The organism is Erysipelothrix enhydrae, assembly GCF_035066605.1.
GTDB lineage: Bacteria > Bacillota_I > Bacilli_A > Erysipelotrichales > Erysipelotrichaceae > Erysipelothrix > Erysipelothrix amsterdamensis.
This window is the reverse complement of the sequence record NZ_CP125807.1, coordinates 1,639,765-1,662,009: the sequence shown is the minus strand read 5'-3', so window position 1 is coordinate 1,662,009 and position 22,245 is coordinate 1,639,765. Positions and strand designations below refer to the sequence as shown.

Annotated in this window: 26 protein-coding genes and 1 riboswitch; all 26 genes read left to right on the top strand. The window is 35.6% G+C overall.

The window, feature by feature from the left end:
- Positions 1-2 precede the first annotated feature (2 nt).
- The 26 genes from pstB to LLS04_RS07980 all read left to right on the top strand — a co-directional run bounded on the left by pstB (position 3) and on the right by LLS04_RS07980 (position 22,212).
- Positions 3-755, top strand: a complete 753-nt coding sequence (pstB, locus tag LLS04_RS08105) for a phosphate ABC transporter ATP-binding protein PstB (RefSeq protein WP_323611202.1) — start codon at positions 3-5, stop codon at positions 753-755.
- 8 nt (positions 756-763) lie between these two features.
- Positions 764-1,396, top strand: a complete 633-nt coding sequence (gene phoU / locus LLS04_RS08100) for a phosphate signaling complex protein PhoU (protein ID WP_323611201.1) — start codon at positions 764-766, stop codon at positions 1,394-1,396.
- A 64-nt stretch (positions 1,397-1,460) separates the two neighbouring features.
- Positions 1,461-1,904, top strand: a complete 444-nt coding sequence (gene ybeY, locus LLS04_RS08095; RefSeq protein ID WP_323611200.1) for an rRNA maturation RNase YbeY — start codon at positions 1,461-1,463, stop codon at positions 1,902-1,904.
- Positions 1,879-2,247, top strand: coding sequence for a diacylglycerol kinase family protein (locus LLS04_RS08090; protein ID WP_254006573.1), 369 nt, complete (start codon positions 1,879-1,881; stop codon positions 2,245-2,247). Before ybeY ends, LLS04_RS08090 begins: the two co-directional genes overlap by 26 nt.
- Positions 2,244-2,645, top strand: a complete 402-nt coding sequence (gene cdd / locus LLS04_RS08085) for a cytidine deaminase (RefSeq protein ID WP_123171393.1) — start codon at positions 2,244-2,246, stop codon at positions 2,643-2,645. Before LLS04_RS08090 ends, cdd begins: the two co-directional genes overlap by 4 nt.
- Complete coding sequence (gene era / locus LLS04_RS08080) at positions 2,635-3,531, top strand: GTPase Era (RefSeq protein WP_323611199.1); 897 nt, start codon at positions 2,635-2,637, stop codon at positions 3,529-3,531. Before cdd ends, era begins: the two co-directional genes overlap by 11 nt.
- Positions 3,521-4,219 carry a DNA repair protein RecO gene (recO, locus tag LLS04_RS08075; protein WP_323611198.1) on the top strand — a complete coding sequence of 233 codons (699 nt, stop codon included), beginning with the start codon at positions 3,521-3,523 and terminating at the stop codon, positions 4,217-4,219. Before era ends, recO begins: the two co-directional genes overlap by 11 nt.
- Positions 4,220-4,248: 29 nt before the next feature.
- Positions 4,249-5,622, top strand: coding sequence for a glycine--tRNA ligase (locus tag LLS04_RS08070; RefSeq protein ID WP_254006571.1), 1,374 nt, complete (start codon positions 4,249-4,251; stop codon positions 5,620-5,622).
- An 18-nt stretch (positions 5,623-5,640) separates the two neighbouring features.
- Entirely contained in the window at positions 5,641-7,404 is a 1,764-nt protein-coding gene (dnaG, locus tag LLS04_RS08065; protein WP_323611197.1) for a DNA primase, read from the top strand.
- Positions 7,404-8,783 carry an RNA polymerase sigma factor RpoD gene (rpoD, locus tag LLS04_RS08060; RefSeq protein ID WP_323611196.1) on the top strand — a complete coding sequence of 460 codons (1,380 nt, stop codon included), beginning with the start codon at positions 7,404-7,406 and terminating at the stop codon, positions 8,781-8,783. Before dnaG ends, rpoD begins: the two co-directional genes overlap by 1 nt.
- 1 nt (position 8,784) lies before the next feature.
- The gene (locus tag LLS04_RS08055; protein WP_323611195.1) at positions 8,785-9,438 is read left to right on the top strand and encodes a class I SAM-dependent methyltransferase; all 654 of its coding nucleotides are present in this window, start codon (positions 8,785-8,787) and stop codon (positions 9,436-9,438) included.
- Between the two features lies 1 nt (position 9,439).
- Positions 9,440-10,780: a DEAD/DEAH box helicase gene (locus LLS04_RS08050; protein ID WP_323611194.1), complete on the top strand. Its 1,341-nt coding sequence runs from the start codon at positions 9,440-9,442 to the stop codon at positions 10,778-10,780.
- Positions 10,781-10,800: 20 nt separating this feature from the next.
- Positions 10,801-12,837: a peptidoglycan D,D-transpeptidase FtsI family protein gene (locus tag LLS04_RS08045; protein ID WP_323611193.1), complete on the top strand. Its 2,037-nt coding sequence runs from the start codon at positions 10,801-10,803 to the stop codon at positions 12,835-12,837.
- Between the two features lie 60 nt (positions 12,838-12,897).
- The gene (gene rpmG, locus LLS04_RS08040) at positions 12,898-13,047 is read left to right on the top strand and encodes a 50S ribosomal protein L33 (protein WP_003773835.1); all 150 of its coding nucleotides are present in this window, start codon (positions 12,898-12,900) and stop codon (positions 13,045-13,047) included.
- 33 nt (positions 13,048-13,080) lie between these two features.
- Entirely contained in the window at positions 13,081-13,710 is a 630-nt protein-coding gene (locus tag LLS04_RS08035; RefSeq protein ID WP_323611192.1) for an MBL fold metallo-hydrolase, read from the top strand.
- Between the two features lie 36 nt (positions 13,711-13,746).
- Positions 13,747-14,661 carry an ATPase, T2SS/T4P/T4SS family gene (locus LLS04_RS08030; RefSeq protein ID WP_323611191.1) on the top strand — a complete coding sequence of 305 codons (915 nt, stop codon included), beginning with the start codon at positions 13,747-13,749 and terminating at the stop codon, positions 14,659-14,661.
- A gap of 253 nt (positions 14,662-14,914) precedes the next feature.
- Positions 14,915-15,556: a hypothetical protein gene (locus LLS04_RS08025; RefSeq protein ID WP_323611190.1), complete on the top strand. Its 642-nt coding sequence runs from the start codon at positions 14,915-14,917 to the stop codon at positions 15,554-15,556.
- A complete protein-coding gene (comGC, locus tag LLS04_RS08020) occupies positions 15,553-15,840 on the top strand; it encodes a competence type IV pilus major pilin ComGC (RefSeq protein WP_323611189.1) in 288 nt (95 codons plus the stop codon). The genes LLS04_RS08025 and comGC overlap by 4 nt, the downstream gene beginning before the upstream one ends.
- Position 15,841: 1 nt before the next feature.
- Entirely contained in the window at positions 15,842-16,108 is a 267-nt protein-coding gene (locus LLS04_RS08015; protein ID WP_323611188.1) for a competence protein ComGD, read from the top strand.
- Between the two features lie 411 nt (positions 16,109-16,519).
- Positions 16,520-16,870, top strand: a complete 351-nt coding sequence (locus tag LLS04_RS08010) for a hypothetical protein (RefSeq protein WP_323611187.1) — start codon at positions 16,520-16,522, stop codon at positions 16,868-16,870.
- A gap of 2 nt (positions 16,871-16,872) precedes the next feature.
- A complete protein-coding gene (gene efp / locus LLS04_RS08005) occupies positions 16,873-17,430 on the top strand; it encodes an elongation factor P (protein WP_323611186.1) in 558 nt (185 codons plus the stop codon).
- 105 nt (positions 17,431-17,535) lie between these two features.
- Positions 17,536-17,651, top strand: a riboswitch (FMN riboswitch).
- A gap of 46 nt (positions 17,652-17,697) precedes the next feature.
- The gene (locus tag LLS04_RS08000) at positions 17,698-18,225 is read left to right on the top strand and encodes an ECF transporter S component (RefSeq protein ID WP_323611185.1); all 528 of its coding nucleotides are present in this window, start codon (positions 17,698-17,700) and stop codon (positions 18,223-18,225) included.
- A 35-nt stretch (positions 18,226-18,260) separates the two neighbouring features.
- Positions 18,261-19,238, top strand: coding sequence for a hypothetical protein (locus LLS04_RS07995; protein WP_323611184.1), 978 nt, complete (start codon positions 18,261-18,263; stop codon positions 19,236-19,238).
- A 10-nt stretch (positions 19,239-19,248) separates the two neighbouring features.
- Entirely contained in the window at positions 19,249-19,911 is a 663-nt protein-coding gene (gene cmk, locus LLS04_RS07990) for a (d)CMP kinase (RefSeq protein WP_254006552.1), read from the top strand.
- Positions 19,904-21,214, top strand: a complete 1,311-nt coding sequence (der, locus tag LLS04_RS07985) for a ribosome biogenesis GTPase Der (protein WP_254006551.1) — start codon at positions 19,904-19,906, stop codon at positions 21,212-21,214. The genes cmk and der overlap by 8 nt, the downstream gene beginning before the upstream one ends.
- The gene (locus tag LLS04_RS07980; protein ID WP_323611182.1) at positions 21,214-22,212 is read left to right on the top strand and encodes an NAD(P)H-dependent glycerol-3-phosphate dehydrogenase; all 999 of its coding nucleotides are present in this window, start codon (positions 21,214-21,216) and stop codon (positions 22,210-22,212) included. Before der ends, LLS04_RS07980 begins: the two co-directional genes overlap by 1 nt.
- Positions 22,213-22,245: the final 33 nt, after the last annotated feature.

Below are 22,245 nucleotides of genomic sequence, written 5' to 3'. Positions count from 1 at the left end.
TCATGAATAGTTTCCAGGTAAAAAATCTAAATCTTTTCTACGGCGAGCATCAGGCACTTAAAGACATTTCGATAGATATAAAGAAACAAAAAGTTACAGCTTTTATTGGTCCTTCAGGGTGTGGTAAATCAACCTTTCTACGATGCTTTAATCGTATGAATGATTTAGTAGAGAATTGTCGCATTGAGGGTAGTGTTCTTTTCGAAGATGAGAACATATACGGTCGCGATGTGGATGTGGTTGATTTAAGAACGCGTGTTGGTATGGTGTTTCAACATCCCAATCCATTTCCGATGAGTATCTATGATAACGTTGCATATGGATTACGCTGTCAAGGAATAAAGGATAAAAAAATCTTAGATGATGCCGTAAAAAACGCATTAATTAAAGCAGCGTTGTATGATGAAGTTTCAGATCGTTTAGGTTCATCGGCACTTCGTTTGTCTGGTGGACAACAACAACGTTTATGTATTGCGAGGGCAATTGCATTAAAACCTGAAGTTATTTTAATGGATGAACCGACATCGGCCCTTGATCCAATTGCAACGGCTAAAATTGAAGAGTTGATTTTGGACTTAAAGAAGGATTACACGATTATTATTGTTACGCATTCAATGCAACAAGCGGGGCGGATTAGTGATATGACTGCTTTTTTCCTAATGGGTGATATTGTTGAATATGAGACGACACGAAAACTATTTCATACCCCTAAAGATAAGCGTACTGAAGACTACATTACAGGCCGATTTGGCTAGGAGGAACTATGCGATTAGAAGATAAAATGTTGGTGTTTGAAACGGATTTATTGGCTATGGCTGACCGCGTTCGTAAACAAATGGCGATGGCGATTAAAGCGATAGTAACAGAAGATAAGACACTTGCACTAAACGTAATTGAAAAAGATGATTATATCAATGATTCTGATGAAAATATTAATGATCAAGCTATTGAAATCCTATCCTTAATGCAACCAGTTGCGAAAGATTTAAGAATGGTTGTGGGTGGAATAAAAGTATCTGCGGATTTGGAACGTATTGGTGATTATGCGAAAAACATGGGTAGGTACGTGATTAAAAGTAAAGAATCACAACCAGAATATCAATGTGATGTGGAGTTGTTAGGGGCTAAGTTTCTTGAGAATTTTGATGCCGTGGTGTCACTTCTCAAGAATCCAAATGTAAAAGATGCTTATGATGTGGCGGAAATGGATGAATCTTTGGATGAGTTATTTCAAGGGATTATGGCACGTTATGCATCTGAGCCTTTGGAGACTGATCGTATCCCAACACAAACAATCGGAATCTTACGTAATATTGAACGCGCAGGGGACCATGCTACCAATATTTGTGAGCATGTTATCTATATAGTTAAAGGACGTCATATAGATTTTGGTTAATATGTGATAAAAGGCTTAGATTTAAGCCTTTTTTTTGTGATATAATTAATGAGGAAGTGATAAAATGGAAATAAATTATATTAATCAATCAAATGATGAGAATTGGGACGTTTTTGAAACATATCTCAGTCCAATTTTGGAAGAGACTTTAAATAAGACTGGTTTTAAGAAATCGGTTGAAGTTAATGTTGTTTTAGTCGATGACCCAAGCATTCACAACTTTAATAAGGAATTCCGCGATATTGATCGTCCAACGGATGTTTTAAGTTTTGAGGATGGTTCAATGGAAGGGGAAGTTTTTATGATGGGGGATATTATTATCAGTGTTGATGCGATTCGCCGACAAGCAGAAGAATACGGACACTCGATTAAACGTGAGTTTTGTTTTCTTGTAGCGCATGGATACCTCCACTTACTTGGGTATGATCATCATACACCTGAAGAGGAAGTAGTGATGTTTGGACTTCAGAAAGAGATTTTACATGATATCGCTCGCAAAGATTCTTAAGCGCACCCGAAAAAAGTTTAAGTCGGCATTTCAGGGTGTAAAGACCGGAGTGTTATATGATCACAGCATTCTTATTCAACTTATTCTTGGGTTGATTGCTGTTGTCTTTTTTGCTTTTGTAGGAATCACCCCAGTTGAATGGATGTTTGTAATCAGTGCAGTGTTTATGGTTCTGGTTACTGAGTTTTTAAATTCAGCCGTTGAGGATATTTGTGATTTGCTTATTAAAAATTATAATTTGCACGTTAAGGAAATAAAAGATATTGCTGCAGGTGCTGTGTTGCTGGCAGCTATTTATGCAATCATTATAGGAGTTATCGTACTCACAAGGAGATTTATATGAAAGACGAACTCATTACAAAAGCTTTTGAAGCAATGGGCAATGCCTATGCACCTTACTCGAACTACCATGTTGGCGCTTGTCTTCTGACACGTGATGGTAAGACCTTTGTAGGCGCAAATATCGAAAATGCATCGTATGGTGCAACGAATTGTGGTGAACGAAGTGCTGTGTTCTCAGCGTATTCCCATGGATATCGTCAAGAAGATATTGTTGGTATTGCAATCGTTACAGACGGGAATCTCTTAGCAGGTCCTTGTGGTATTTGTCGTCAAGTGCTGTCTGAGTTACTTGAACCGACAACCCCTATATATTTATCAAACGGTAAGGAATCAATGACAACTAACATTGAGGAACTGATGCCGTTAATGTTTGGAAAGAAGGACTTAAATGACATTTAAATCAGGATTTATTTCAATTGTTGGTCGTCCCAATGCAGGGAAATCAACATTAATCAATCAAATCGTTAAACAAAAAATTGCGATTGTAACAGAAAAAGCACAAACAACACGCGATGCAATCATTGGTGTGAAGACCGAAGAAGATTATCAATTGATTTTTATTGATACACCTGGGATTCATAAGCCGAAACATCAGTTGGGAGAGCGAATGAACCGTACCGCTTATGCTCACTTTAAAGGAGTGGATTTGGTTTACTACATCATTGATGGTGCAGAACCTTTCGGGACGGGGGATGAGTTTGTAATTGAACGATTAAGCAAGCTTAAAATACCTGTGTTTTTAATTATTAACAAAGTTGATAAGATGAGCGAACAAGCACTCCTTGAGCGTATTGCTGCTTCAACTGATTTTCAATTTGCGGAAATTGTTCCTATTTCGGCCCTTGAAAATAACAATGTAGATCGCTTACTCGATGTAACCTTAAGTTATATGGAAGAAGGTGTAATGTATTATCCTAAAGATCAGGTGAGTGCATACCCAGAACAATTTATTATGGCGGAAATTGTTCGAGAAAAAATTCTTGAACTTACTGAAGAGGAAATACCACACAGTGTCGCTGTCGCAATTGAACGCATTGTGAAAAAGAAAAATACAACAATCATTAGTGCGGTGATTCTCGTAGATCGTCCTTCACAAAAAGGGATTATTATCGGTAAGCAAGGTAGTATGATTAAACAAATTGGTGAGCGTGCTCGTGGTGAGTTGGAAACAGTGCTTGGTGAAAAAGTCTTTTTAGAAACGTATGTTCGTGTTGAAAAGAACTGGCGTAATCGCGCTCGCATGTTGAATCAACTTGGATATATCGAAACTGAATATGAACAATAAAGATGTTGGATTCATTGTATCGATTGTTCCATTTCGAGAACATGATGCGATGGTCCATTTTCTTGGTTATGAGTATGGATTGATTCGTATGATTTTGCCAGGTTATTACAGTGCAAAATCAAAGCAAGGACGATTAGGACTTGAATTTTCTAAAGTTCAATATCGATTTAATTATCAAGAACATAAATTAAATCGAATTATAGGTGGTGAATCAATCAACGCATATTTACAAGTGCGACAGAATCTAGATTGGTTAATGTATATGTCATTGGTCTCTGAATTAACGGTGCGTTGTTTTGATTGCGATTCACATAACTTATTCTATCAATGGTTTGAGAATTGTATTGAGTCCAATAATTTAGAAGTTCACTGTATAAAATACTTGGCTTTTATAATTCAAACACAGGGCTTCACACCGGATGTTGATGGATGTGTCATGTGTGGTAATACAAATGTAAATGCATTCTCAATTGAACACGGCGGTTATGTCTGTGCAACGCATGCGCATCATACAATAAAAACGACTAAATCATTGATGATTGCTCTACTTGGTATTTTTTCGAATCGTGATGTTGATGCATATTTAGAAACAATTGATCGATACGCTTTACTTAAAATACTCGTGGAATATTTAGAATTTCATGGTGATTATAAATTTAATAGTTGGAAACTCATTTCTGATGTATAATAGAGGGAAAGTAATTGGAAGGTGAAAGAATGAAAAAATATGAATTTGAGACGATAGTAAACCATGTGAGAACAAGTGGTTTTGTCTTTCAAGGTAGTGAGATTTATGGTGGTTTAGCGAATACTTGGGATTTTGGTCCTTTAGGAATCGAACTTAAACAAAATGTTAAGAAATTATGGTGGGAATCTTTTGTTTCTCGAAATCCATATAATGTTGGTATTCAGTCTGCAATTTTAATGAATCCATCTGTGTGGCAGGCAAGTGGCCACTTAGATACGTTTAATGATCCTTTGATGGATTGTCGTAAATGTAATACACGACACCGTGCGGATAAACTTATCGAAGAGTTTTCCGAAACAGAAATTAATGCAGGTGTGATGAGCAATGCAGATATGGAATTATACATCCAAGAACATCACATTCCATGTCCTAATTGTGGAGGTCACGATTTTACTAATATCCGTCAATTTAACTTAATGTTTAAGACATTTCAAGGTGTAACAGAGGATACTTCGAATGCGATATATCTGCGTCCTGAGACTGCACAAGGAATGTTCGTTAATTATCGAAATGTTCAACGTTCAATGCGTAAAAAATTACCATTTGGAATAGCTCAAATTGGGAAATCATTTAGAAATGAAATTACACCAGGACAGTTCATTTTTAGAACTCGTGAGTTTGAACAAATGGAACTTGAGTTTTTTGTAAAACCAGGAGAAGACCTTGAATGGTATGAATACTGGAAAAAATTCGCAATGGATTGGTTAATTGGATTAGGTATTAAGCCTGAGAATTTACGACTTAGAGAACATGATGAGGATGAATTATCTCATTACTCAAAAGGTACAAGTGATATCGAGTACCGTTTCCCATGGGGATTTGATGAATTATGGGGTATCGCTGATCGTACAGATTATGACCTTAAACAACATCAAGAACACTCTAAAGTAAGTATGGAATATTTAGATCCTGAAACAAATGAAAAATATATTCCTTACTGTGTAGAACCGTCATTGGGTGTTGAGCGATTGATGCTTGCACTGATTTGTGAAGCTTATGAAGAAGAACAACTTGAAAATGATACACGTGTTGTAATGCATTTTTCACCAAAACTTGCACCAACACAAGTCTGTGTTTTACCTCTTTCAAAAAAATTGAGCGAACCAGCGCGTGAGGTTATGCACAAATTAATGGGGTCTTTTGCTTGTGATTTTGATGAAACTGCAAGTATTGGTAAACGATACCGACGTCAAGATGCAATTGGAACACCGTTCTGTATTACATTTGATTTTGATTCGTTAGAGGATCAAAAAGTTACTTTACGTTACCGTGATTCAATGGAACAAGTTCGTGTAAGTGTAGACGAAGCGATTGCATTGATGAATTCAGAAATTAATAAATAAGAATAATGGGTGAGTGATATGAAGCGAATGCCAGAAGAACTGATCAATGACATTCGTTCAAAAACGGATATCGTTGATACCATTTCTCGATACATGACACTATCAAAAAAGGGCAAAAATTACTGGGGGGTTTGCCCTTTTCATGATGATAACAATCCGTCAATGTCTGTTTCACCGGATCGGCAAATTTATAAATGTTTTGTTTGTGGCGCTGGAGGAAATGTTTTTTCTTTTGTTAAGGATTTTGAAAAAATTGGTTTCATTGATGCCGTCGTTAAAACAGCATCGTTTATCGATATTGATGTTACAGAATATGAACCACAAAACACTGTTCCGGTGGATAAAGAAAAATTAAAGTTGTTTCAAGCACTTGATGAAACTCAAAAATTCACTGAGTTTCAACTTTATACAAAGGCAGGGAAAGATGCGTTAAGTAAACTTGAAGCGCGTGGATACAGTATGGAATTAATTAAGAAGTTTGGTATTGGTGTCGCATTTGGGGATAATCAATTATCAAAATACTTATTAGCGAAAGGTTTTAATGAAAAAGAACTGGTCGATTCAGATTTAGTTCGCGTTACAGATCGTGGAATAGAAGATGTATTTTATCAGCGGATTATGTTCCCAATTTATGACCGACATGGTCGTGTGATTGCTTTTAGTGCACGAGCTTTAAGCGATGAAAATAAGGTCAAATATATCAATACTTCGGAGACACGGCTGTATACGAAAGGTTTAACAGTTTATAATTTACACAATGCAAAAGATTCCGCAAGGAAACATGATTTCATTCTTGTAGCAGAAGGTGTTACGGATACAATTGCTTTTACAAAATCAGGATATGATAACACAGTTTCACTACTGGGTGTTGCATGTACCAATGAACAAATTCAAATGTTAAAGCAATGCAGTTCAAATGTTGTTTTAGCGTTTGATGGTGATCGTGCTGGACTTGAAGCAACATACCAAGTTGGAATGAAATTGCGTAAAGCACATTGCTCAGTAACAGTATGGTATAATGATACGGGATTGGATCCAGATGAGTGTATACGTGAATATGGCATCGAACGTGTACAAAAAGGTGTCGATGATCGTATTAATTGGCTTGATTTTTTAATGAGTTATGGAATTGGCAATTATGGTTTAGATTCATTTGATAATCGTAAACGCGTAGTTCAATTTATGATTGACCATTTAAAAAATGAAGACGAATTAGAACAAAGCTACTATCTCAAAAAACTTTCAGATAAAACAAATTTTGAATACAGTGTTTTATCACAACAATTAAACGCACGTAGCGTGATGATTGAACGCGAAACACCGGTGATTTCAAATAATGTTTCAAATACTATGGAATTTAATGTTAACATTCCGGAAAGAGCGATTTTGAGACAAATGCTGATTTCTAAAGAAGCAGCATATTTGTATCGTGACCAATTAGGATTTTTAGTATCAGATCTAGCTACTGATTTTGCACTTATTATCCTAGATTGTTATCGAAATCAAGAAGTTATCGAAATTGCAGATATACTATCCCTAAATATATCTGAAAAAATGAAAAAATTTGCTATCGATATTGAATCAAGTGACTTATTAGATGGCTATAATCGAGCAAGTATGGAACAAAATATTAGTTTGATTCGGAATCATCTTGTCGTCATGGGAATCCATGATATGAAGGGTCGGGTGCTTCAACAAGATAAGATAGATGATCAAGCGGCACTACTCGAAGAAGCAATAAAACAATTAAGAAATAAAAATAAGAGAGAAGGAGAACATTGATGGCAGCTAAAAAATTAAAAACATTAGAAGAAGTTAAAGAGAGTTTTCTAAAACAATATGAGAAAAAGCGCGTTCTATTAAATGATGATGTAGAGAAGGCAATCGATCACCTTAATTTGAATGACGATGATTCAGAAGAGCTTTTTGAATGGTTCACGGAAAAAGGAATCATTTTGAGTGATGATGAAGAAGATATTGATGAGGAGGTAATGCTCGAAGCTGGAGAACCGGATGTCGATGATGATTTTATTAATGATGAAGCTGAAGAGGATGAAATTTTTGATGATTCACTCAATAAAGTTGACCTAAGTTCATATGAAAATGAATTGACCAGTGCAAACATGGTACGTATTAACGATCCAGTTAAGATGTATCTTAAGGAAATTGGTCGCGTTAATCTTTTAGATGCTAAAGATGAGCCCGAAATTGCACGCCGACTTCAAGAAGGTGAACAAGCAAAAGAATTCATTATCAATAAATATAAAGAAATTGTCGATCCTGCAATTACCGATGAGGATTTAGCAGAACGTTTAACAGAAAATCAAATTGGTTACTTTTTTGACGACTTCGAAGCGTATCTCACTGAAAACGGTGATGAAGAAAACTTAGCTTTTCTCACAAACTGGGTTGCAACATATTATGATGGTTTAGAAGCACGTCGAATTCTTATTTCAGCAAACCTTCGTCTTGTTGTATCGATTGCTAAAAAATACGTTGGTCGTGGTATGTTATTTTTAGACTTGATTCAAGAAGGTAATATGGGTCTTGTTAAAGCTGTTGAAAAATTTGACTATACAAAAGGATTTAAATTCTCGACATATGCGACTTGGTGGATTCGTCAAGCTATTACACGTGCGATTGCTGACCAAGCTCGTACAATTCGAATTCCAGTTCATATGGTGGAAACAATTAACAAATTGACACGAATCCAACGCTCACTTGTTCAAACATTAGGACGTGAACCAACCGCTGAAGAAATCGCAGCAGAAATGGAAAATATTACCCCTGAAAAAGTTCGTGAGATTCAAAAAATTGCTTTAGATCCTGTTTCATTGGAAACACCAATTGGTGAAGAAGATGATTCGCATCTTGGAGATTTTATTGAAGATAAAGATGCATTATCACCAGATGAGTATGCTAACAATCAACTTCTAAAAGAAGAAATTAAGATGGTACTTGAAGGTTTAACGGAACGTGAAGAGAAAGTCTTGCGATTAAGATTTGGTTTAGAGGACGGCCGTACACGCACCTTAGAAGAGGTTGGAAAAGAGTTTAACGTTACACGTGAACGTATTCGTCAAATCGAAGCAAAAGCGCTTCGCAAGTTAAAACATCCAACTCGATCAAAACGTTTAAGAGACTTTGTAGACAAACGATAATATGAAGCTTTCGAATAGACTTACAGAGATTTTTAATTTGATCCCTAACAAAGCACGTGTTGCTGATGTAGGAACAGACCATGGATTACTTCTGATTAAAGCAATTCAAGAGAATAAAGCAGTTATTGGTTATGGTCTTGATATTGCTGAAAAACCATTACAACAAGCGCGTGAAAACGTTGAACGTTTTGGTTATCAAGATAAAATTAAACTCCACCTCGGTAATGGTCTTGAAGGATTTCAAGGCGACGCGGATTGCTTCGTAATTGCCGGTATGGGTGCAGAAACCATTTGGTCTATAATTTCTAATTATAAATTTAAGGTGAATGATACAATAATCATTCAATCAAATACAAAAAATGCTTGGCTTCGACAAACAGTAGTTGAGAATGGATTTTATATTGTTGATGAACGTTTCCTTTTGGAACGTGAGATTCCTGTTTTTATTATGGTAATAAAAATCTCAACATCAACCAATTGTGCATTAACACAGGAAGATGTGTTGATTGGCCCTGTGTTAAAAAAGCATATTACAGAAGATTATTTAATCTATTTAACCAATCGCGCAAATCATCTATATTCAATTAAAAAGCACAATGCTGCTTTTGAAACAGAATATAACACCATAAGAAATATTTTAGAAAAGGAGTGTTAATATGATGAATAATATTAATAAAAAGTTTTTTGAACTGAATAAATTTAGAGAACTAACATCAGTTCAAGAAAAAGTTCTTAAAGAAATTAAGAACAAGCGTGATTTGATTGTTAAATCGGATACAGGTACGGGGAAAACCCATGCGTTCTTATTCGCAATTTTAGAGCTCATTGATCCTACAGTAGACCAAACACAAGCCTTAATTCTTGCGCCGACACGTGAACTTGCAATGCAAATTCAAAATTTCGCTCGCGAAATTACATCGTTAGATGAACGTATTACAACAGAACTTGCGATTGGTGGTATGGATAACACCCGTCTTAAGAAAAAAATCGAAAAACAACCAATGATTCTAATCACTACACCAGGAAAGTTTCTTGATATACTAAGCTGGAGTGTTTTAAGACTCGACTTTGTTAAAGCTCTTGTCATTGATGAAACTGATATGATGCTTGACTATGGCTTTATTAATGAAGTTGATACGATTGCATCAAGATTGTCAAATGACACGCTTTTCATGCTTTATAGTGCAACAATTCCTACGGGTCTTCGTGCATTCATTAAAAAATATTTGAAACATCCAATTGAGATTGTTTCAACTGAAGAAAAACTAAAACCACGAATTGATCACATTTTAATCAATCAACGTCACCGTGATATGAATGAAGCCGTTCTTGATGTTTTATCTGCGATTAATCCTTTACTTGCAGTCGTATTTACCAATACAAAAGTTCAAGCGGGTGAAGTAGCACGATACCTTCGTGACTATGGTATCGAGTGTGTGGAACTTCACGGTGATGTGAGTGACCGTGGACGTAAACAAGTATTGAATCAAATTAATAGTAAACGTGTTCAATATATTGTTGCTACGGATTTAGCTGCACGTGGTATCGATCTACCTGAAATCAGCCATGTTATTAACGCAGGGTTACCAAATCACGACTTAGATTTCTACACACACCGCTCAGGCCGTACAGGTAGAAGTGGTCGCCAAGGTTACAGTATTAGTATCGTGACTCAAAAAGATCAAGGTGCAGTAACACGATTAATGAAAAAAGGTTTAAGATTTGAGTACAAACGTGTAAAAGATGGCGCTCTTGAAGACGTTCGTCCTTGGTTTAATTTAGAAAAGCGTACGAAACAACTCGATCCAGAAATTGTTCAGGTTCTTCATCGTAAAAATGTTAAGGTTAAGCCTGGCTATAAAGTAAAACGAAAACGTGAAATTGAACGTTTAACAAATAAGAAGAAACGTAATATGATCCAACAAGAAATTAGAAACCAGAAAAAAGAACGTGCAAAAGCAAAACAACGCGAGCGTGCACTCGACACTGAAAAGTAGTGAATTAACGGGAGGTTTTGATGGGTATTTTTAAGCGACGAAAAAAAACTGACAATTACACAGGGAGTAGCGAACACTTAAAACAGGGATTAGATCTGGATAAGATGATTAATATTCGTCTTAAAATCTTTATTTTAATACTGGTTGCGATTGCTGTGGGTCTTGTTTTCCGATTATATAAGATTCAAATTGTAGGCCAAAGTCATTATGAAGATTTACTTGCTAAATACTCATCCCCACCTGTTCGAATGCCGACGATGCGTGGCGAGTTTCTTGATTCAAAAGGTCGAATTATCGTGTCAAATAAAGCAGTAAATTCAATAACATATTACCCTTCCAAGATGCCTGAAGGTATGAAAGAAGAAGAGGTAGCCCTTAAATTTGCAAAGCAATTTGAAGTTAAAGATGAATTGAATGAAGATGATCTTAAAGTATTGTGGTTGAGAAAGAACAACCTTGGAGAAAGTCTTTTAACTGAAGAAGATCGAAAAACAATTAAAGAAACAGAAATGGATCAAAGCGCAGTTGAGGCATTGAAAAAAAGCAGAATTACAAAAGAAATGACGGATACACTTTCTAAAGATGATCGACTTGCATTTCAAGTCCAAGTCAAAATGGGGAATATACAAATGGGGCAACCTTCAATTATTTTGGAAGAGGCTACCAATGAACAGATTTCGTATTTAGCGGAGCATGCAGCTGAGTTTCCAGGTTTCTCGCGTACTACATCTTGGAAGCGAGAACCCAATAAAGAAGTTGATCTTATGTCACTAATTGGTGATTTAGGAGATGTTCCTTATGAAAAACGTGATTACTATGTCGCTGAGGGTTATGAACTAAGTGAACAGGTTGGTGCGTATGGTCTGGAATATCAGTATGAAAAATTCTTATCAGGTTATAACAGTGAATATGAGCGAACATCAGGAAGTAAATTTAAATTACAAAAAGATGGTCGAAAAGGAAATGATATTCGTTTAACTATTGATATGGATTTGCAAAAAGAAATGGAAAAAATTGTCAAGGAACGATTAGATTATCAGAAGAGTATTGGTGAACGTACAAAGATTAATAATCAGATTCATGTCGTAGCAACAGACCCTCAAACAGGGGACATTCTTGGTATCGTAGCGATGGTTCGTGGTAAAGATGGTAAGTATTACAACGATCCTCAATTAACCATGCTACAAGGTTATCCTGTCGGTTCAACGATTAAGGGTGCAACGGTCTATATGGGCCTTGATACAGGGGTCATGAAACCTGGAGAAACTGTGAATGATACACCAATGTATATCGAAGGAACACCGCCACGACATTCATGGCGTAATCTTGGTATTGTAGATGATCAAACTTCATTACAACACTCATCAAATATTTACATGTTTAATGTTGCGATACGTCTAGGTGGTTCTTCTTACGTACCAAATGGGCCGCTCGTTTTTACGGATGCGGAAAAAACATTTGCTCAAATGAGAAATTACTATAGTCAATTTGGTTTAGGGGTTCGTACACAAGTGGATTACCCACGAGAAGAAATAGGTTATAAAGGTGGTACGACAAATTCGGGATCATTACTTGAGTTTGCAATTGGACAATTTGATAACTACAATGCTATGCAACTGAGTCAATACATTACTATAGTTGCTAATGGGGGATATCGTTTACAACCTCATTTTGTTAAAGAAGCATTGAATCATGATACTCATCGTCCAGTTTACCAAAACAATGTAAATATTTTAAATTCATTGGATAATAAAGAAATGCTAGAACGTGTTCGATCGGGTATGCGTTTATGTGCTTCTTCAAATATGTGTGGGGATTTAATTGCAACAGTACCTTACAGTGCTGCTGCCAAGACGGGTACAGCACAAGCATATGACCCAGAGATTGGTTCATACATCAATAATACCTACGTTGCATTTGCACCTTATGAGCAACCTAAGATTGCTGTTGCGTGCATTGCACCACTTGCTTATACTGAAGATTTGTCGAATCCTGTCACAAATATATGCACTTCAACGGGAGATCGAATTGTAGATGCGTATATGAATTTAAAATAATATATGCAATTAAAATAATATATGATATAATGAGTTGGCTAATAAATATTGGAGGTAACTATGAGAACTCAAGCGATTTTAGTTTGCACAGAATGTGGCGAAGAAAACTATCACACAAGTAGAAACAAAAAAGTTCAATTAGAACGTATGGAAGTTACAAAATACTGCCCACGTGAGCGCAAACATACATTACATAAGGAAAAAAAATAAGCCTATTTTGGCTTTTTTTTCTAGGTGAAAACAATGAAGATAACATATCAAACATTAGGCTATGCAGCCACAAATACATATTACTTAAGTAGTGGGAATCAAATGTTAATTATTGATCCATGCTTAGACCCAAATCAAAATGCAATAAACCTATTGAAACCCACACAGAATTTTGAAGTAATTGGGATTCTATTAACACACGGACACTTTGATCATATCTCAGGTGTAGATGTGCTTGTGGAAGAATTTAATTGTCCTGTCTACATGTACCATGAAGAAATTCATTACCTTAAAGACATGTCGTATAATCTCTCCAATCAAACACCCGAGCCTTTTACCATTAAAACCAATCCGATTGCGATTGATTTAGAACCGTTGACGGTAGGGCCCTTTGAATGTGATGTCGTTAAGACTGCTGGACATACCAGTGGTTCGATTTCCTATGTTTTTGATGATTTCATTTTTGATGGTGATTTTATCTTTGAACAAAGTATTGGTCGAACAGATTTACCGACGGGAAATATGAATGTGATGAATGCATCACTTCGAAGCTTTATAGAAGATTTTGGAGATGTGGATTATACACTTTATCCAGGACACGGCTCCCCAACGACACTTTTTAAAGAAATTGAGACAAATCCATATATAAAACCTAACCTTTAGTTTAGGTTTTTTTTATTTGTTCACGTAGTTTTAGGTATGGAATATATTGATAAAAAGTTACACGATTTACTTGAAATGGCGATTGCACACTCAATTACAGATATACACTTTGATATTACAGAAATGTACCAGGTGATTCGCCTCAGGCGACATAAACAGACAATTAAAACCATCCACGATGATTTGTCGGTCAAGTTATATGAGCATTTAAAATACATTTCTCGCTTTGATTTAAGTCAAAAGGAAATACCACAAACTGGTAGCTTTACGATGATATTCGAACGGAGATATTTTTTTAGATTTGCTACAATAGAGTCATTTGAAAGAAAAAACGGTGTGATACGCATTTTAAACATTGTATTGATTCATTCTCTTAGCCAATGCATTTCAAATAAAAGAGTTCTAAAATCTCTTATAAAATCTTTCAACGCTAGTTCAGGACTCATCTTATTTTCGGGTGCTACAGGATCAGGTAAATCTACGACAATGTTTAATACGCTTAAAGAAGTTTCATCTGAGTCTATCTATAGCGTTGAAAGTCCAATTGAACATTTTTATAGCCATGTGATCCAACTGGAACCCATCGAATCAAGGCTTACCCAAGAAGACATTTTGAATCAGCTGTTAAGGATGGATGCAGACATTATCGTATATGGAGAAGTTCGAACAATGTCTGATTTTAAATTATGTATACGTGCTGTTAATATGGGGCATCTGGTCTGCGCTTCCATTCATTCAAGAAGTTGTTTCCATACATTAAATCGGCTTATTGATCTTGGGGCAACGCATTATGACATTGAATCAGGACTTATTGCAATTTTGTATCATTATTTAAAAGAAGAGAAAGGAGAAGTTGTTTTTAAGCATGAATTTGCTGATCAAGTTCAAATCCGTAATCGACTCAGTCAATCGTTTACCGATAAAGTTTTACACAACAACAGAGACGGATAAATCTATTTTCAGGCTTTTAAGTGTAGGGTTAACGTTTCAAGAAATAAAACAATACTTAAATATTAACGATATGTCTTTTGATGCATATCTTAAGCGTACGCTTCCAAAAAGGTTTTATTTACTGTACCCGAAGGTTTCGGGTATCACGCTTTTGAAACTTTATAATGAAGTTTTGACGCGTAAACATAAACGCTTAAAGGTGATCCATCAATCTATAAGTTATTGGCTATTTCTACATTTTGTGGTCCTGGTCATGCTCGTTTTTTATAAAAAATTACTTTTACCAACAGTCACTTCAGAAATTGAGGTGTTTTCAACCAAACCACTTTTTTCAGCGATTTCTAGTTTATTTTGTCTAGCACTCGTTTATTTGCAGGTTTTTTTTATTCTATTCGCTCTTATCATAGCTTTTGTTGTTTTTCACCGTAAAATACGGATGATTGTAATTGCTGGTATGAATACACTCATTAAATTTAATTTAATTATTTTGTACATTTCCGAACAATTTTGTCTATTCTATAACGTTCTTTATCCTGAAACAAAGACGACGCTTTCTACAATCAAGTGTTTACGTATTTTGTTGTCGAATACGTTAGCGGGTTCGATTGCCTTTGAAATTGAGCGAATGTTAGAGCAGGGAAAGGATATTTCCGATGCTTTAACCCATTCCTCACTGCATCCTATAATTAAAAGTAATATGCGAGAAGGGTTCTTGTTTAATGATTTAGAAAGGTCGCTTAATTTGTGTCTAAACCTCTCGGATGTTTTGATTTCATATCATCTGAAGAAAATGATTTTTGCTTATAGGGTTTTTGTCTCGATTAACATAATTATGATTGTGGTTGTTTACTATGAACTAGTAATGATTCCACTTAAACTAATGGAGGGATTATGAAACAAGGTTTTACACTTATTGAGATGGTGCTCGTTATGACAATTATCGCAATCATATTTATGTTGACGTTACCAAATATCCAAAAAACAATAACAATGGTTAATCGCAAAGGGTGTGATGCACAAAAGAAAATTGTTGATGCAGCAATTATGCAGTACAAAATACATTATGATGAACTACCAACGACTGTCGATCAGCTTATAAATGCAGGTTATCTAAGAGAAAATCAATACAAGTGTTTTAATGGCGAGGTTATACAAATTGAAGATGGTCAAGCAGTATAGTATGAATTTTACTTTATGTGAGTTTCTCTTAGTGGTATTTATACTTAGCGTATCACTGCGAATGTTTCTTACGTTTCGTGTTGAATCTAAAAACGAACCTGCTCTGTTGGAGTATCAATTAAGTGCTATGGAACACTTAGAAACAGTTCCGATTCATGAAAATTATTGGTTTAATGCAAATGGTAATATTAATAAAGGTGGAACCATTAGGGTCAATAACTATACATGTGTCCTACAACTGGGGTTTGGAAGGTATCGATGTGATTAATTGCTTTACATATATTGAGGTGATGTATTGTTTGTGTCTTTTAAGTTTGATGGTATACCTGCTCTGTGTGTTTTATGCATAAAGGCTATTCTGTTGTTGAGTTCTTAGTTTGTCTCGCAATCACTCCTTTATTGATGATAGTTTTAAATCAAATACTCGAACAGAGCTATAAACTCATTGCGAATGCACCGCGAGTCAGACAAAATACTGTTTTTGAATTGCAATTACAACAATTACTGATTCGAAGTAGACGTGTCAAATGCATTGACAATCGCATACTTTTCGAAAAAAATAATTTAAACAATGAGATCAGTTTTAATGGAAAGTATATTATCAAAAAACCTGGTTATGAAATATTACTGCATCATGTTACTGATTTTGGTTGTAAAGATAGTAGGGTGACATACATTTTTGAATCAGAAAAATTCGAATTTTATGGATGGTAATCTTATAGGCTGCACCCATCTCGTTTTTATTGTTCTTTGTTTTTGTATTAGTAAAGCAGCTGTGCTATATGTCAAGCATTACCGATTTTCGGAATCAATCAAGCGTATTCAAGAACGTATTGAATTGGAACGACTTGTAATCGATCATTTTTGTTTTGAAGATGAAGATTTCACGTATGAAGATGAGTACTATGAGGTTCAAGCACAAAAAAAAGATGAAAAAGTTTATGTTTCGATAAATGGTATTAGGTCATATCGGTTTTCTTATGATATAATTGATGATGGAAGTTTTAACTTAACTAAAATGGAGGATTAATTATGATTCAATCAAATGATTTAAGAGCAGGTATGTCAATTATTTATGAAGACAACCTATACCAAGTGTTGGATACATCACATAATAAGACAGCGCAAAGACAAATGATTATTAAAGCTAAGGTTCGCAACATGCGTTCAGGTTCCGTTACGGAATTAACAATGATCGGTGGCGATAAAGTTGAACAAGCTCATATCGATAAGCGTGTTATGCAATATCTATATGATGCAGGTGAAGAACTTGTTTTCATGGATGGTGAAACGTATGAGCAACTAGAAATTGCGAAATCGCGTCTTGAGTGGGAAATGAACTTCATGAAAGAAAACCAAGATATTACAGTTGTTTTCTATGAATCAGAAGTTCTGGGTGTGAATTTGCCTGAAAAAATTGCTTTAACCGTTACTCAAGCTGAACCAGCAGTTAAGGGTGATACAGCAACAAATGCACAAAAAAATGCTGTTGTGGAAACAGGTTTAGAAATTCGTGTGCCACTTTTTATCAGTGAGGGCGAGGTTGTTCTCATTAATACTACTGATGGTAAATACTCGGGTCGTGCATAAGTCATAAAAAAATTAAAAGCAAATTCACCATTAGGATTGAATTTGCTTTTTTTATTTCACAGTACAAGTATTGGACATTAGTCTATTGTTTACTTATAATAATCTTGTATACTTCAGGGCAGGGTGTAATTCCCGATCGGCGGTAAACCCCGCGAACCAATTTGGTTGAACTTGTTAGATTCAAGTGGCGACAGTTAAAGTCTGGATGGAAGAAGTTTTTTTTCATGTTTGCCTTGAGTATTAATATTTTTTTACAAGGAGGCTAATATGAAAAAATATAATACTCGCACAATGGTTAATATAGCAATGCTGACAACAGTATCATTGATACTATATATGTTTGAATTTTATGTACTCCCAGGTTCGCCATTACAAGCGGATCTTAGTGATTTACCAGTTATTATCGGTGGATATTTATTAGGGACAGGACCCGGACTAATGATAGCTTTTTTAAAAAATCTCATGCATATGTTGTTTTTATCTAAAAATGCTGGTCCAGTCGGTGAAATTGCAAACTTTAGTTATGCAGTCTTGATTATGTTGCCTATTGCATTGTATCAACCCAAAACTAAAACGAAGCGTGTTGGGTTATATGTGTTTACGGTGTGTGCGAGTGGACTTTTAATGAATATTATTAATTACTTTATAACATTCCCTTTATATGGAATGACCCAAGAAGGTGCCTGGAATTTGCTCTTTGCGGTGTTTTTACCATTTAATTTAGCAAAAGGGACGCTATTAATCGTTTTCTTTAGTGTTTTACGTCCCCATTTACATAGAATCACAGGACATTAATGTGATATAATTATCTCAAGGAGTGATTGGATATTATGAAATCTCGAGTGAATAAATATCAAGACTTACATGAGCAAATTGCATTGGACTCTGAAAGTAATATTGAAAATTCGGATCTCTCACATTTTGCGAATCGATTGAACCAAATTGATGATCAGTTTGATAAAATGGATGTCGTAGCCAGAGAAGATCGTGAGCCTACACATGCACGTCAAATTGAAGACGTTCAAGTAGAAAACTCAGTTGGCGAAGAACCAAATGTTGAACCACAATTTGATACTTTTGAAAGTGCATATCTCAAAGATTTTTTAGATGAAGTCAAAGAGTATAATGTTCGCAAAGGTTATCGTGATCTTGAAAATACCGATGCAAATATTTTAAGCGAGTTGAATAAGTCATCAGAAATTGCAAAACCTTTTAATGATGATGAAATGACAACCGTTTTACATGCTATCGATCCAGAATTGTCTACGATGGATGCAGACGTTTTTATTGAGGATGAAACCGAAGAAGAAGCAAATCTTGATGAGTTACCAAATCTTGATGAGACAATAGTATTCAAATCAGTAGAACAAAGTACTGCTAATGCGTTTGATGAAGAAGATGAGTTAGAAAAAACAATCGCAATGGCGGTTCAAGAAATGGTGGATGACGAAGAAGAATCGTCAGATTTATCAGGTCAAGAAATAATTGGTTCTGTAGAATTTGAGTTGGATGCGGATGAGTTTGAGAATATCTTATCTGAAGAAGATGATTCAATTTTTGAAATGCAGGCACAATTAGATGCAATGGAAGATTATTCCGATAGTGATTTTGATTCGGATAAGTTCCGCAGTGAATTACTCGCTCAAACACAAACATTACAACATAGAATTATTGATCAAGAACAAAACATCGATCAAATGAACGAGACGATGGTTCGCACGAATCGAATGTTGAACGTTGTTCTTTCGTTATTAATCCTTGCGATTATTGTTGTATTGTTGTTGATTGTAGCGCAATTTAGGAAGTAGGATAGTTTTTGTGTTTAATATAGCAATTGATGGACCGAGTGCATCGGGGAAAAGCACCATCGCTAAGCAATTAGCAAAAAAATTAGGATTTGTGCATATCGATACAGGCGCAATGTATCGAGCAGTTGCACTTATTTGTTTGAATCAAAATATTGATTTAAATGATGAAAAAGCATGCTTTAACATTGTTAAAGATTTGGTAATTGAATTACCCGAAGAGAATATGATTTTAGTAAATGGTCAAGATGTATCGCTTCTTATTCGAAACGACGAAGTTTCGAGAGCAGCTTCACAAGTATCTAAACATAGATCAGTTCGTGATGTTTTAGTATCAATTCAAAGAGAAATTGCTTCGAAAAAAGGATTTGTATTGGATGGACGTGATATCACATCAGTTGTTCTTCCAGATGCTGAAGTGAAAATATTTCAAACCGCTGATGCGGGCGTTCGTGCACGCAGAAGATTTAACGAATTGGTAAAAAATGGAATTGAAACGACATATGAAGCAGTTCATTCTGACTTAATTGAGCGCGATGAGCGTGATATGAATCGTCAAGAATCACCACTGATTAAGGTTGAAGATGCCATTGAAATAAATACAACATCGATGTCAATTGAAGAAGTTGTATCACAAATAGTAAATATTATAGAGAGTAGGAATTTGAATGATTGATGGAGTAGTAGCAATCGTTGGCCGTCCTAATGTAGGGAAATCATCTCTGTTTAATCGAATTATGGGCGAGAGAATTTCTATTGTTCATGACGAAGCAGGGGTTACACGTGATCGACTTTATGGAAAGACCACATGGTTAACAAAGGATTTAAGATTTATTGATACGGGTGGAATTCAGATGGAAGGCCAACCGTTCCAAGAAGAAATTAAAATGCAAGTCGATATTGCTATCGATGAAGCGGACATTATTATTTTTGTTGTAAGTGCTAAAGAAGGCATGACTACAGATGATGAATTTATAGCACGACTTTTAAGACAAACAAACAAACCGGTCATTATTGCGGCAAATAAGGTAGACGATGTTCAATTTGTATCGGATATTTATGAGTTTTATGCACTTGGCTATGATGAACCGTTTGCAGTATCTTGTGAACACGGTATTGGTTTAGGTGATCTTTTGGATGAGGTTATTAAAAAATTACCACAAGATGGCATTACGATGTATGAAGATGAACTCAGTTTTTGTGCTATTGGTCGCCCTAATGTAGGGAAAAGTTCACTAGTAAATGCAATGTTGAATCAAGATCGCGTAATTGTTTCAAATATCGAAGGAACTACACGCGATGCAATCGATACACCTTTTAGAATGAACGAACGTGATTATGTCATCATTGATACAGCGGGAATTCGTAAACGCGGTAAAGTCTATGAAGATGTAGAAAAATATTCAGTTCTACGCGCTATGAGTGCAATTGATCGAAGTGACGTTGTGTTATTTTTAATCGATGGTGAAGCCGGTATTCGTGCTCAAGATAAACATGTTGTTGGGTTTGCGCACGAAGCTGGAAAACCAATTATTATTGTTTACAATAAATGGGATGTTGTAGATAAAGAAGAAACTGCGATGGAAGATGTAAAAAAAGTTATTCGTAGTGAGTTTATGTACTTATCCTATGCACCGATTGTATTTGTATCCGCATTAACACGTAAACGTGTTCATACGTTGATTCCTCTTATCGAGGATGTTCATGCTAACAGTATCAAACGTATCAGTACAAGTGTAATCAACGAAGTAATTCATGATGCTGTCATGCTTACACCGCCGCCATCACACAATGGAAAACGTTTAAAAGTATTCTATGCATCACAAGTTAGTACAGTGCCACCAACATTTGTTATTTTTGTTAACGATCCCGAGTTGTGTCACTTCTCATATAAGCGCTATTTAGAAAATGCTCTGAGAAATGCTTTTGATTTCACAGGGACACCAATTAGAATTCTAATTAGAAAGAGGGGAGCTTAATGAAAATCGGAATTGTAGGTTCTGGTAGTTGGGGAACTGCTTTAGGTCAAGTCTTAGCGGATAATGGACATGAAGTTATGATGTGGGGACGTAAGTTGGATCAGGTTGTAGATGTACATTTATATCATTTAAATGAAGAATTTTTTCCTGGTGTTAAACTTAACGAACGATTAGATGCTACACAAAATTTCGAAGATATATTGGACTCTCAAATTATACTTCTTGCAGTGCCAACAGGTGCTGTAGAAGAAGTATGCATCGAGTTAAATACTCATTTAAATCATCCCGTTATTATTATCAATGTTGCTAAGGGATTACATCCTACAACGCATGAATTACTTGATCATGTTATTAAACGTGTCATCGATCTTAATAAATTAAAGGGAGTTGTGAGTTTAATCGGTCCTTCGCACGCAGAAGAAGTTGTATTGAGAAAAATCACAACAATCAATGCAGTGTCGGATAATCCTGTTCTTGCTGAAGAAATTCAAGTTCTCTTTTCAAATGATTATTTTCGAGTTTACACCAATGATGATGTAATTGGATCACAATATGGTGTTGCTATCAAAAATGTTATCGCACTTGCAAGTGGAATCGCTGCAGGATTGGATGCGGGTGATAATGCACGTGCTGCATTAATAACTCGTGGTTTGGCTGAGATGCAACGGTTTGGTGTTCACATGGGTGGACAACCTGAAACCTATCTTGGACTCTGTGGTGTTGGTGATCTTGTCGTTACAGCTACATCGATACATTCACGAAATTTCCAAGCAGGGATGGAGATTGGTCAAAAAAATTCAGCTGTTGGATTTCTAGATCATAATACAAAAACTGTAGAGGGTGTTTTCGCTGCAAAAGTTGTTTATGAAATCGCAGTGGAAGAGGGCATAGATATGCCAATTACTGAACAAATATATAAAATTATATATGAAGAAAAACGCCCTTCTGAAGCCATAAGTGAATTAATGGTGAGAGATTTGAAACCTGAGCGTATTTAACTTGTCAGACAGCAGTTATAATGCTATTATTTG